The following is a 13040-nucleotide window of genomic DNA, read 5'->3' as shown; positions in this document are numbered from 1 at the left end:
ACGCACGTTGTTAATGATGTAGCCGTGATAAAGAGGTCGTAATGCCAGGCAGCACCTTGTTCAAAGCGTTTGTTTTGTTTATCGCCCTTTGGGCTCCCGTCACACAGGCCGATTCCGGTTGGCAACCTGTCAAGGAAACAATCCGTAAGAGCGATAAGGACACCCGTCAGTATCAGGCGATTCGTCTTGATAACGGGATGACCGTACTGCTGGTTTCCGATCCTCAGGCGGTGAAATCGCTCTCCGCGCTGGTTGTGCCGGTGGGTTCGCTGGAAGATCCTGACGCCCATCCGGGACTGGCGCACTACCTTGAGCACATGACGCTGATGGGATCTAAAAAATACCCACAGCCTGACAGCCTGTCCGAATTTCTGAAAATGCATGGCGGCAGCCACAACGCTAGTACCGCGCCGTATCGCACCGCGTTTTACCTGGAAGTGGAAAATGATGCGCTTGATGGGGCGGTGGATCGTCTGGCGGATGCCATCGCCGCACCGCTGCTGGATAAAAAATACGCTGACCGTGAACGTAATGCCGTGAACGCCGAACTGACGATGGCGCGCACGCGAGACGGTATGCGCATGGCGCAGGTTAGTGCTGAAACCATCAATCCGGCGCACCCGGGTTCGCGCTTCTCAGGCGGCAACCTTGAAACGCTGAGCGACAAGCCAGGTAGCCCGGTGCTCGATGCGCTGCATGCGTTTCGTGAAAAATACTATTCCGCCAATCTGATGAAAGCGGTTATCTACAGCAATAAACCGTTGCCGACGCTGGCAAACATGGCCGCGCAGACCTACGGCAGGGTGCCAAATAAAAATATCGATCTGCCGCAGATTAACGTGCCAGTTGTCACGGACGCGCAAAAAGGCATTGTTATTCACTATGTGCCGGCCTTGCCGCGCAAGGTGTTACGCGTTGAATTCCGTATTGATAACAACACGGCGCAGTTCCGCAGCAAAACCGACGAGCTGGTGACGTATCTTATCGGCAACCGCAGCCCGGGTACGCTCTCCGACTGGCTGCAAAAGCAGGGGCTGGTGGAAGGTATTCGCGCTGACTCCGATCCCGTTGTAAATGGGAATAGCGGCGTGCTAGCCATCTCCGCGACGCTGACCGATAAAGGGCTGGCTCACCGGAACGACGTCGTTGCGGCCATTTTCAGTTATCTCTCTCTGCTGCGCGACAAAGGCGTCGATAAACGCTACTTTGACGAGCTGGCGCATGTGCTGGATCTCGATTTCCGCTATCCCTCTATCACGCGTGATATGGACTACGTTGAGTGGCTGGCAGATACCATGATCCGCGTGCCGGTGGAACATACGCTGGATGCGGTAAATATTGCCGACCAGTTTGACGCCGGAGCGCTCAAAGCGCGTCTGGCGATGATGACTCCGCAGAATGCCCGCGTCTGGTATATCAGCCCGAACGAACCGCATAACAAAATGGCCTACTTCGTTGATGCCCCGTATCAGGTTGAAAAAATCAGCGAACAGACCTTCGCGGGCTGGCAGAAAAAGGCGGGGGAAATTGCGCTGAAGTTACCGGAGCTTAACCCCTACATCCCGGACGATTTCTCGCTGATCAAACCCGCAAAGGCGTATCCGCACCCGGAGCTGATTGTTGATGAGCCGACGCTGCGCGTGGTCTACACCCCAAGCCGCTATTTCGCCGACGAGCCAAAAGCGGATGTCAGCGTGGTGCTGCGTAACCCCAAAGCAATGGACAGCGCCAGAAACCAGGTGCTGTTTGCGCTTAATGATTATCTGGCCGGTATTGCCCTCGATCAGCTCAGCAACCAGGCTGCCGTTGGTGGTATCAGTTTCTCCACCAACGCCAATAACGGCCTGATGGTGAATGCCAACGGCTATACCCAGCGTTTGCCGCAGCTGTTCCAGGCGCTGCTGGACGGTTATTTCAGCTATACGCCTACGGAAGAACAGCTCGAGCAGGCTAAGTCCTGGTATGCCCAGATGATGGATTCTGCCGAGAAGGGTAAAGCCTACGATCAGGCGATTATGCCAGCACAGATGCTGTCGCAAATTCCGTACTTCCAGCGCGAAGATCGCCGCGCGATATTGCCCTCAGTCACCTTAAAAGAGGTGCTGGCTTACCGTGATGCGCTGAAAACCAATACCCGTCCGGAGTTCCTGGTTGTAGGGAATATGAGCGAAGATCAGGCTAAAACGCTGGCGCAAAACGTCCGTGCGCAACTGGGTTCAAAAGGCGATGAGTGGTGCCGTAACCAGGATGTGCTGGTAGAGAAAAAGCAGAACGTGATCTTCGAAAAAGCGGGAAGCAGCACGGATTCCGCGCTGGCCGCGGTGTTTGTCCCTGTCGGTTATGACGAATTTACCAGCTCTGCCCAGAGTGCTGTGCTTGGTCAAATTATTCAGCCGTGGTTTTACAACCAGCTGCGCACCGAAGAGCAGCTGGGCTATGCGGTGTTCGCTTTCTCCATGAATGTGGGCCGTCAGTGGGGGCTGGGCTTCCTTCTGCAAAGCAGTGACAAGCAACCCGCTTACCTGTGGCAGCGTTATCAGGCGTTCTTCCCGCAGGCGGAAGCAAAACTGCGCGCCATGAAGCCGGAAGAGTTTGCCCAAATCCAGCAGGCGGTTATCGCCCAGGTGATGCAACCGCCGCAGACGCTGGGTGAAGAGGCCTCGCAGCTGAGCAAAGATTTTGATCGCGGTAATATGAAATTTGATTCGCGTGATAAAATAGTGGCCGAAATAAAACAGCTGACGCCACAAAAGGTTGCCGATTTCTTCCATCAGGCGGTAGTAAAACCGCAGGGTATGGCCATCCTGTCTCAGGTTTCTGGCAGCCAGAACGGGAAAACGGACTACGTAAAATCAAAAGAGTGGACCGTCTGGAAGAGCGTCAGCGCGCTGCAACAAACAATGCCCTGGAGTAAGAAAGAATGACCCATACCGCTGAGCCGCTTGATCCCCTAAGTTTACCTCTACAGGGTGAGCGACTGATTGAAGCCTCAGCGGGAACGGGAAAAACCTATACCATCGCCGCGCTCTATCTGCGTCTGCTGTTGGGGCTCGGCGGCAACGCCGCTTTTTCGCGCCCGTTAAGCGTGGAAGAGCTGCTGGTGGTAACCTTCACCGAAGCGGCCACTGCCGAGCTGCGTGGCCGTATTCGCAGCAACATTCATGAGCTGCGCATTGCCTGTCTGCGTCAGACGACGGATAACCCCCTCTACGCGAGCCTGCTGGACGAGATTGCGGATAAGCAACAGGCCGCGCAATGGCTGCTGCTGGCCGAACGGCAAATGGATGAAGCGTCCGTCTTCACCATTCACGGTTTTTGTCAGCGCATGCTGAGCCTGAATGCGTTTGAATCCGGCATGCTCTTTGAGCAGCAGCTTATTGAAGATGAATCCGAGCTTCGCTATCAGGCCTGTGCGGATTTCTGGCGTCGACACTGTTATCCGTTGCAGCGCGACATTGCCGAAGCGGTTCACGCCCTGTGGAAAGGTCCGGAAGAGCTTCTTCGCGCCATCGACCGTTACCTGCAAGGCGAGGCGCCGGTCATTAAATCTCCTCCGCCTGCCGATGAAACGCTGGCCTCGCGCCATGAAAAGATCGTCGCCAAAATTGCCGCGCTTAAGCAGAAGTGGAATGAGTCGGTCGGTGAAATTGATGCAATCATCGAAAACTCAGGCATCGACAGACGCAAGTTCAACCGTGGGAACCAGGGGAAGTGGATCGAAAAGATCAGCGCCTGGGCCCAGGAGGAGACGCGGGGCTACCAGCTTCCGGACGCACTGGAAAAATTTTCGCAACGCTTTTTGACCGAGCGAACCAAAGCCGACGGTATTGTGCCTGAGCATCCCCTGTTTGTGGCGATTGAAGCGCTGCTTGCGGAGCCATTAACGCTCAATGACCTGATGATCACCCGCGCCATGACGGAGATCCGCCAGGCCGTCGCGCGCGAAAAACGTCGCCGGGGCGAGCTGGGGTTTGATGACATGCTGAGCCGCCTGGACGAAGCCCTGTCCAGCGAGAATGGTGAAGCGCTCGCCAGCGCGATCCGTACCCGTTTTCCGGTGGCGATGATTGACGAATTTCAGGACACCGACCCCCAGCAGTACCGCATTTTTCGCCGCATCTGGCGACAGCAGCCCGACACTGCCCTGTTGTTGATTGGCGACCCTAAACAGGCGATTTACGCCTTCCGTGGGGCAGATATCTTCACCTATATGAAAGCCCGTAGTGAAGTTGTCGCGCATTACACGTTAGACACCAACTGGCGTTCCGCTCCGGGGATGGTTGAGAGCGTCAATGCGCTGTTCAGCCGTATGGAGACGGCGTTCATGTTCAAGGAAATCCCTTTTCTGCCGGTGAAATCCGCCCCAAAAAACGCATTCCTGCGCTTCGAAGTCAGTGGCGCGGAGCAGCCCGCCATGACCTTCTGGCTGCTTGAAGGGGAAGGCTATGGCGTTGCTGATTATCAGGCGGCGATGGCCCAGCACTGCGCCGCGCAAATCCGTGACTGGCTGAGCGCAGGCAACCGCGGCGAGGCGCTGCTGTGGAAGGGGGAACAGGCAAATCCTGTTAAAGCCTCTGATATTACCGTGCTGGTGCGCAGTCGTCAGGAAGCGGCGTTAATCCGCGATGCGCTAACATTGCTGGATATTCCGTCAGTGTATCTCTCTAACCGTGACAGCGTGTTCGACACGCTGGAAGCCCAGGAAATGCTCTGGCTGCTTCAGGCGGTACTGGCGCCGGAGCGCGAAAATACGCTTCGAAGCGCGCTGGCCAGCTCTATGCTGGGGTTGAACGCGCGCGATATTGATGAGCTCAACCATGACGAAAACGCATGGGATGCGGTGGTTGAAGAGTTTGTCCATTACCGTGAACGCTGGCAAAAACGCGGCGTCATGGCGATGCTGCGCGAATTGATGACGCGGCGTCAGATTGCCGAAAATATGCTGGCGTCATCCGGCGGTGAAAGGCGTCTTACCGATATTTTACACATTAGCGAACTGTTGCAGGAAGCCGGCACCCAGCTTGAAAGTGAACATGCCCTCGTGCGCTGGCTGGCGCAGCAAATCGCGGATCCAAACAGTAACGCCTCAAGCCAGCAGATGCGTCTTGAGAGCGATAAGCATCTGGTGCAAATCGTCACCATTCACAAATCGAAAGGTCTCGAGTATCCGCTGGTCTGGCTGCCCTTTATCGCCAACTACCGCGTTCAGGATCAGGCCTATTATCATGACCGCGAGACTTTCGATGCGGTGCTCGATCTCAGCAAGGCGGAAACCAGCGTTGAGCTGGCGGAAGCGGAGCGTCTGGCGGAGGATTTGCGCCTGCTTTACGTGGCGCTGACCCGTTCTGTCTGGCATTGCAGCCTGGGCGTCGCGCCGGTTTTCCGCCGTCGCGGGGAGAAAACAGGGGAGAGCGATTTCCATTTAAGCGCCTTAGGGCGGCTTATTCAGCGTGGTGAGCCGAAAGATGCGGCGGGGTTGCGCCTCTGTATTGAGTCGCTTTGCGGAGACGATATCGCCCTGCATATCCCTTCTCTGCCAGACAACAGCCGCTGGGAAATGGCGCAAGAGCCCGTGACCGATCTTAACGCGCGCCAGATCACACGGGTGCTTGCCGACGACTGGCGCGTCACCAGCTATTCTGGCCTGCAACAGCAAGGGCAAAGTATTGCGCAGGATCTCATGCCGAAGCTGGACGTGGATGCCGCAGGGGTAGGCGATGTTCCGGTTGAACCGACGTTAACTCCGCATCAGTTCCCACGCGGCGCGTCGCCGGGCACCTTTTTGCACAGCCTTTTTGAAGAGCTTGATTTCACCCAGCCTGTCAGTGAGGAGTGGGTGCTGAAGATGTTGCAGAGCGGAGGCTATGACGCGCACTGGCAGCCCGTTCTCACTGACTGGATCAACGCCATTTTGCAAGCGCCGCTGACGGCGCAGGGCTTCTCTCTTCGCCAGTTAACGGCCAAAAATAAGCAGGTTGAGATGGAGTTTTATCTGCCCGTCGCAGGCCCGCTTAAGGCCGACGCGCTCGATGCGCTTATCCGTCAGTACGATCCGCTGTCAGCCGGTTGCCCGCCGCTGAACTTCCGTCAGGTGCAGGGCATGCTGAAAGGGTTTATCGACCTGGTCTTCCGTCACGAAGGACGGTACTACCTGCTGGATTACAAATCAAACTGGCTGGGCGAGAACAGCGCAGCCTATACCCAGCAGGCGATGGCGGCCGCCATGCAAATGCATCGCTACGATCTGCAATATCAGCTCTATACCCTGGCGCTGCACCGCTATTTGCGCCACCGTATTGCGGATTACCGCTACGACGATCATTTTGGCGGCGTCATCTACCTGTTCCTGCGCGGGGTTGACGCTGCCGATCCGCGCTCCGGGATCTTCAGCACTCGTCCGGATGCGGAATTGATTAATAAAATGGATAACCTGTTTGCAGCAAACACGGAGGAGATGGCATGACGATGCAGGACTTATTGCTGGATGCGGTAGAGCAACGCGTGCTGCGTCAGCTGGACGTGCAGTTTGCCATGATGATTGCCGCTGACCAGCCCGCCGTGATGCTTGCCGCTGCCCTGTTGAGTAAAGATGCCGGAGAGGGGCATGTGTGTCTGCCGCTCTCGCGTCTGGTGGTTGACGAGAAAATGCCGCCTGTCCTCCAGTCCTGCTTTGCGCTGCTGGGAGATAAGGTGGACTGGCAGAAAATCTTGCGGGAATCGTCAGCCGTTGGGCCGGGAGACAACCAGGCACCGCTGATCCTGACGGGGGAGCGCTTATACCTGAACCGCCTGTGGCGAAATGAACTGACGGTAGCGCGTTTCTTTAGTGAGACCAATGCGCCGCTTCCCTGCGACGAAGCACAGCTTCGCCAGACGCTGGACAGGCTGTTTGACTCCGGTGAGGACACAGACTGGCAGAAAGTGGCGGCGGCCGTCGCCCTGACGCGGCGGATCTCGGTGATATCCGGCGGCCCGGGAACGGGGAAAACAACGACCGTCGCAAAGCTGCTGGCAGCCCTGATACAGCTTTCAGGAGAGCAGCGATGCCGTATTCGTCTGGCGGCGCCCACCGGGAAGGCTGCGGCGCGTCTGACCGAATCACTGGGCGGCGCGATGCAACAGCTGCCGCTCACTCAGGAGCAGCTTGCGCTTTTCCCGGGTGAAGCAAGTACTCTGCACCGTCTGCTCGGCGCGCAGCCGGGTAGCCAGCGGCTGCGCTACCATGCGGGTAATCCGCTGCATCTGGACGTGCTGGTGGTGGATGAAGCCTCCATGATCGACCTGACCATGATGTCGCGCCTGATTGATGCTCTGCCACCCCATGCGCGGGTGGTTTTCCTGGGCGATCGCGACCAGCTCGCCTCTGTAGAAGCCGGGGCGGTGCTGGGAGATATCTGTACCTACGCCAGTTACGGTTATACCGCCGCGCGGGCGCAGGAGCTCGCCCGTCTGACCGGCTGCTCGCTTGAACCCGATCACACGCCGATCGCGGGCGCACTGCGTGACAGCCTGTGCCTGCTGCAAAAAAGCTACCGTTTCGGTAGCGACTCCGGCATCGGCCAGCTGGCTGCGGCGGTCAACCGTGGCGACAGGCACGCCACGCGCACGGTGTTTGACGGTACCTTCACTGACATTGAAAAGAAATCGCTGCAAAGCGGGGAAGAGTATCAGGCTATGCTTGAGGAGGCTCTCCAGGGATACCAGCATTTTCTGAGCTGCGTGCAGCAGCGCAGTCAGCCCGGACAGGTCATCGCCGCATTTGGCGAATACCAGCTTCTGTGCGCATTGCGGGAAGGGCCGTTTGGCGTCACGGGCCTGAACGACAGGCTGGAGCAGTTGCTGGTGCAGAAACGCAAAATTAACCGTCAGCTGCATTCGCGATGGTATGAAGGCCGGCCAGTGATGATCTCCCGCAACGATAGTGCGCTGGGGCTGTTCAACGGGGATATCGGCATTGCGCTCGATCGCGGTAACGGTCTGCGCGTCTGGTTCCAGCTACCGGACGGTAGCGTGAAGTCCGTCCAGCCCAGCCGCCTGCCAGAGCATGAAACGGCATGGGCGATGACGGTACATAAATCTCAGGGCTCCGAGTTCAACCATGCGGCGCTGATCCTGCCGACACAGCTGTCGCCGGTAGTGACCCGCGAACTGGTCTACACAGCCATTACCCGTGCGCGCCAGCGCCTGTCGCTATATGCGGATGAGCGCGTGTTGAGCCAGGCTATTGCCACCCGTACCGAGCGCAGAAGCGGATTAAGCGCGATATTTGAATCTGTCTGAGTGAACGCCCTCTCCAACAGGAGAGGGTGACTGTTATCCCAGGTCCGCCATTAACACCTTCGAGCGGCGCTGGTAGTTGTACATCTCTTTCTTACTTTCCGGCAGGGAATCAATATCCACCGGCGTGAAGCCGCGCTCCTGGAACCAGTGAATGCTGCGCGTGGTGAGCACGAACAGCTTGCTCAGACCCATCTGGCGCGCCTGTGCCGCCACGCGTTCAAGCAGCAGTTCCCCCCGCGAGGAGCTACGGTAATCCGGGTGCACGGCAACGCACGCCATTTCGCCAATCTGCTCTTCCGGGAACGGATAAAGCGCCGCACAGGCAATGGTCAGGTTATCGCGCTGAATGATGGTGAACTTGTCGATCTCCATCTCCAGCTGCTCCCGGGAGCGGCGAACCAGAATGCCCTGTTGTTCCAGCGGACGGATCAGCTCCAGAATGCCGCCGATATCGTTGATGGTGGCACGGCGGATCTGCTCGGCGCTCTCCATGACGATCTGCGTACCGATCCCGTCCCGGGAGAACAGTTCCTGCAACAGCGCACCGTCTTCCTGATAGCTGATCAGGTGGCTGCGGCGCACCCCGCTGCGGCACGCTTTAACGGCGCCGCGCAGAAAACGCACGGTACCGGAATAGTAATCGCCTTCTGCTTCCAGCGCTTCCACGCGCGCCTGGGCTTCATTCGGAAAAAGTTCTGGCACAATCACGCCCTCATCGTTCACGACACCCTGCGAGGAGCAAAAGCCGATCATTTTTTCCGCTTTCAGCTTGATGGCCAGCTGGGTGGCAATCTCTTCTGAGGTCAGATTAAAACTTTCACCCGTTACGGAGACGGCAACGGGCCCCATCAGGACGATCGCGCCATTGTCTAACTGGCGGTGAATGGCGTCTTCATCAATACGGCGGATGCGGCCGCTGTGGCAGTAATCCACGCCATCGTCCACGCCGAGCGGCTGAGCGATGATAAAGTTGCCGCTCACCACGTTAATGTGCGCGCCCTGCAACGGCGTATTATTCAGGCTCATCGACAGGCGGGCGGTGATATCGAGCTGCAACAGACCCGCCGCCTGTTTGACCAGTTCGAGGGTTTTCGCATCCGTCACGCGCGTGTGTTTGTGGTAGATCGGCTCATGGTGATGGGCGGCCAGGTTGGCTTCGATTTGCGGACGTGCGCCATACACCACCACCAGACGGATGCCGAGGCTGTGCAGCAGGCCGATATCATTGACGATGCTGGAAAAGTTTTCATGCTCAATGGCTTCGCCGCCAAGCATGATGACAAACGTTTTTCCCCGATGGGTGTTGATATAGGGAACAGAATGGCGGAATCCCTGGACCAGTTCGGTTCTGCGTTCCTTAACCATGATACAACCCTTAGTGAATGTTTATTCGTAATTTATGTATTTTTATTCGATCGCGGCCGCGTGTGCAAGCCTAAATTTTCTGCGACCCACAGAAAATAATAAGTAATCCGTGCGTTAACGTATGATTGTTTACCCTTTTATAGATGACAGTTTATGCGTCATTCGTTAAAGTTTTCGGTCAATTTGGGCGTTTTGTTCATCAATCAGATTTCTTGCTCGGGAGAAGCATGTCGGGATCCAATTCAGCAATAAGCCGCCGCCGCCTGTTAAAAGGGGCCGGGGCGATGTGGTTGCTTAGCGTCAGCCAGGTGGGTCTTGCCGCCACAAGCCAGGTAGTCGCGGTGCGCGTCTGGCCGTCGTCGACCTATACGCGCGTGACGGTCGAATCCAATCGCGTGCTGAAATACAAGCAATTTGCCCTCAGCAATCCTGAACGTGTGGTGGTTGATCTCGAAGGTGTGAACCTCAACTCCGTGCTTAAAGGCATGGCAGCACAAATCCGTGGCGACGATCCGTTTATCAAATCGGCGCGCGTCGGGCAGTTCGATCCGCAAACCGTGCGCATGGTGTTTGAGCTGAAGCAGAACGTGAAACCGCAGCTCTTTGCCCTTGCGCCTGTTGCCGCCTTTAAGGAGCGTCTGGTGATGGATCTCTATCCGGCGAATGCGACGGATATTCAGGATCCGCTCCTGGCATTACTTGAGGATTACAACAAAGGCGATCTCGACAGCCAGGTTCCGCCAGCGCAAAGTGGTCCAAAGCCTGGCAAGGCGGGGCGCGATCGCCCGATTGTGATCATGCTCGATCCTGGCCACGGCGGAGAAGATTCCGGCGCCGTCGGGAAATATCGCACCCGCGAAAAAGATGTGGTGCTGCAAATTGCCCGTCGTCTGAAGGCGTTGATCGACAAAGAGGGCAATATGCGCGCCTATATGACGCGCAACGAAGATGTCTTTATTCCGCTGAAGGTCCGCGTGGCAAAAGCGCAAAAGCAGCGCGCGGATCTGTTTGTCTCTATTCATGCGGATGCCTTCACCAGCCGCCAGCCGAGCGGATCCTCAGTGTTTGCCCTGTCAACAAAAGGGGCGACCAGCACCGCGGCGAGATACCTGGCGGACACGCAGAACGCCTCGGATTTAATCGGTGGTGTGAGCAAAAGTGGCGACCGTTACGTCGACCATACGATGTTTGATATGGTGCAGTCGCTGACTATTACCGACAGCCTGAAGTTTGGTAAAGCGGTGCTGGGCAAACTGGGCCGGGTCAACAAGCTGCACAAAAACAGCGTCGAGCAGGCCGGATTTGCGGTACTGAAAGCGCCGGATATTCCTTCCATTCTGGTCGAAACCGCGTTTATCAGTAACGTGGAAGAGGAACGTAAGCTCAAGACGGCTAAATTCCAGCAGGAAGTGGCGGAGTCGATTCTGGCGGGGATCCGGGCCTACTTCTCAGACGGGGAAACGCTGGCGCGGCGGGGGTAGGGCATTAAGCCGGGTATCATGCCCGGCATTTTCACAAACGCCAGATACAAAAAAACACCCTTCAGGGTGTTTATTGTTTTAAGAAGTGTTGGTTGCGGGGGCCGGATTTGAACCGACGACCTTCGGGTTATGAGCCCGACGAGCTACCAGGCTGCTCCACCCCGCGTCCGTCTTTCTACACTTGTAGAAACTTACTTCTTCAAATTTGATTGGTTGCGGGGGCCGGATTTGAACCGACGACCTTCGGGTTATGAGCCCGACGAGCTACCAGGCTGCTCCACCCCGCGTCCGTCTTTTTGCTTCGTATTTCAAACCACATCTGCGTTGACTTTCCTCGTTCACCTCAGTCACTTACTGGAGTAAGCTCCTAAGGATTCACTGCGTCGTCGCCTTGCTGTGATTCGAACTACTTCGCAAAAACTTCTACAGTCGTAGAAGATACTTCATCAAATTTTAATTGGTTGCGGGGGCCGGATTTGAACCGACGACCTTCGGGTTATGAGCCCGACGAGCTACCAGGCTGCTCCACCCCGCGTCCGTGGAAGCGCACTATACTCGGATAGGTTTGTGATGCAACCCCTTTTTCACATAATTCATTATTTTGTATGCAAAATGAACGGCAAAAGCCACTTTGGACTATTTTTTGTGCAGAATTTGCCAAAGGGAAGGCGATTGCATTTCATTAACACGGTGGGTTTGTTATCTTCATCTCGCGGAATTGGGCAACTAAAAGACGAGATATAATGAAAGGACGTTGGGCGAAGTATCTGATGACAGGCGCAATGGTGGCGATTCTTGCGGCCTGCTCTTCCAAACCGACCGATCGCGGTCAACAGTATAAAGACGGGAAATTATCCCAGCCTTTCTCTTTAGTTAACCAGCCCGATGCCGTGGGTGCTCCAATCAATGCCGGGGATTTCTCCGAGCAGGTGTACCAGATCCGCAAAGCGTCGCCGCGCCTGTATGGCGCACAGAACAACGTTTATAGTGCCGTGCAGGACTGGCTGCGTGCAGGCGGTGATACCCGCAATATGCGCCAGTTTGGTATCGATGCCTGGCAGATGGAGGGGGCGGATAACTACGGTAACGTCCAGTTTACCGGTTACTACACCCCGGTTGTCCAGGCGCGACACACGCGCCAGGGCGAGTTCCAGTATCCCATTTACCGTATGCCGCCGAAACGCGGTCGTCTGCCGTCCCGCGCCGAGATCTACGCCGGCGCGCTGAGCGAAAATTATGTTCTGGCCTACAGCAACTCGCTGATGGACAACTTCATTATGGACGTGCAGGGCAGTGGCTATATTGATTTTGGCGACGGCTCGCCGCTGAACTTCTTTAGCTATGCCGGTAAAAATGGCCATGCCTATCGCAGCATCGGTAAGGTGCTGATCGACCGTGGCGAAGTGAAACGAGAAGATATGTCGATGCAGGCTATCCGCGAATGGGGCGAAAAGCACAGCGAAGCGGAAGTGCGTGAGCTGCTTGAGCAGAACCCATCGTTTGTCTTCTTCAAACCGCAGAACTTTGCGCCGGTGAAAGGGGCGAGCGCCGTCCCGCTGATTGGCCGCGCTTCTGTGGCATCGGATCGTTCGATTATTCCGGCGGGTACCACGCTGCTGGCGGAAGTTCCACTCCTCGACAACAACGGCAAATTCAACGGCAAATATGAATTACGCCTGATGGTGGCGCTGGACGTGGGTGGGGCGATCAAAGGCCAGCACTTCGACATTTATCAGGGCATCGGCCCGGATGCCGGCCATCGTGCAGGCTGGTATAACCACTACGGACGCGTGTGGGTGCTGAAGACAGCGCCGGGTACCGGAAACGTATTCAGCGGCTGATTGTGGTATTCTGAGCGCAAGACGGATTACGGTTCAGGGTGAGGAATACCTCACCCTTTTTATATCTGAGGTT

Annotated in this window: 6 protein-coding genes and 3 tRNA genes; 5 read left to right on the top strand and 4 right to left on the bottom strand. The window is 56.5% G+C overall.

Annotated features, from left to right (window positions below; translation table 11 throughout):
* Positions 1 to 41 precede the first annotated feature (41 nt).
* The 3 genes from ptrA to recD are packed head-to-tail and all read left to right on the top strand — an operon-like array spanning position 42 to position 8280.
* Positions 42 to 2924 carry a pitrilysin gene (gene ptrA / locus ACOTZD_RS05335; protein ID WP_032610060.1) on the top strand — a complete coding sequence of 961 codons (2883 nt, stop codon included), beginning with the start codon at positions 42 to 44 and terminating at the stop codon, positions 2922 to 2924.
* Positions 2921 to 6463 (top strand): exodeoxyribonuclease V subunit beta, encoded by a 3543-nt coding sequence (gene recB, locus ACOTZD_RS05330; protein WP_174401926.1) that lies wholly within the window; start codon positions 2921 to 2923, stop codon positions 6461 to 6463. Before ptrA ends, recB begins: the two co-directional genes overlap by 4 nt.
* Positions 6460 to 8280 (top strand): exodeoxyribonuclease V subunit alpha, encoded by a 1821-nt coding sequence (gene recD / locus ACOTZD_RS05325; RefSeq protein WP_023323692.1) that lies wholly within the window; start codon positions 6460 to 6462, stop codon positions 8278 to 8280. The genes recB and recD overlap by 4 nt, the downstream gene beginning before the upstream one ends.
* Positions 8281 to 8313: 33 nt before the next feature.
* Here recD and argA read toward each other — a convergent pair whose 3' ends face one another.
* On the bottom strand, positions 8314 to 9645 hold the full coding sequence (gene argA / locus ACOTZD_RS05320; protein ID WP_003862767.1) for an amino-acid N-acetyltransferase: 1332 nt from the start codon (positions 9643 to 9645) through the stop codon (positions 8314 to 8316).
* Between the two features lie 227 nt (positions 9646 to 9872).
* Between argA and amiC the strand changes: the two genes are divergently transcribed.
* Complete coding sequence (gene amiC / locus ACOTZD_RS05315; protein WP_003862766.1) at positions 9873 to 11126, top strand: N-acetylmuramoyl-L-alanine amidase AmiC; 1254 nt, start codon at positions 9873 to 9875, stop codon at positions 11124 to 11126.
* 89 nt (positions 11127 to 11215) lie between these two features.
* On the opposite strand, the gene ACOTZD_RS05310 is transcribed toward amiC, so the two are convergent.
* The 3 genes from ACOTZD_RS05310 to ACOTZD_RS05300 form a co-directional block, all read right to left on the bottom strand.
* Positions 11216 to 11292, bottom strand: a tRNA-Met gene (locus tag ACOTZD_RS05310).
* A 44-nt stretch (positions 11293 to 11336) separates the two neighbouring features.
* A tRNA-Met gene (locus tag ACOTZD_RS05305) sits at positions 11337 to 11413 on the bottom strand.
* A gap of 171 nt (positions 11414 to 11584) precedes the next feature.
* Positions 11585 to 11661, bottom strand: a tRNA-Met gene (locus ACOTZD_RS05300).
* A 208-nt stretch (positions 11662 to 11869) separates the two neighbouring features.
* On the opposite strand from ACOTZD_RS05300, the gene mltA reads away from it, so the two are divergent.
* Positions 11870 to 12967, top strand: a complete 1098-nt coding sequence (gene mltA, locus ACOTZD_RS05295) for a murein transglycosylase A (protein WP_003862765.1) — start codon at positions 11870 to 11872, stop codon at positions 12965 to 12967.
* The last annotated feature ends 73 nt before the right edge of the window (positions 12968 to 13040 follow it).

Source organism: Enterobacter cloacae complex sp. SHL022, from assembly GCF_049237785.1.
GTDB classification, from domain to species: Bacteria; Pseudomonadota; Gammaproteobacteria; order Enterobacterales; family Enterobacteriaceae; genus Enterobacter; species Enterobacter hormaechei_C.
Note: the sequence above shows the minus strand (reverse complement) of the source record. Positions and strands in the feature narration are given on the sequence as shown.

Coding starts and splice junctions, on each gene's coding strand:
- ptrA (WP_032610060.1), top strand. CDS start 42: ATGCCAGGCAGCACCTTGTTCAAAGCGTTTGTTTTGTTTATCGCCCTT.
- recB (WP_174401926.1), top strand. CDS start 2,921: ATGACCCATACCGCTGAGCCGCTTGATCCCCTAAGTTTACCTCTACAG.
- recD (WP_023323692.1), top strand. CDS start 6,460: ATGACGATGCAGGACTTATTGCTGGATGCGGTAGAGCAACGCGTGCTG.
- argA (WP_003862767.1), bottom strand. CDS start 9,645: ATGGTTAAGGAACGCAGAACCGAACTGGTCCAGGGATTCCGCCATTCT.
- amiC (WP_003862766.1), top strand. CDS start 9,873: ATGTCGGGATCCAATTCAGCAATAAGCCGCCGCCGCCTGTTAAAAGGG.
- mltA (WP_003862765.1), top strand. CDS start 11,870: ATGAAAGGACGTTGGGCGAAGTATCTGATGACAGGCGCAATGGTGGCG.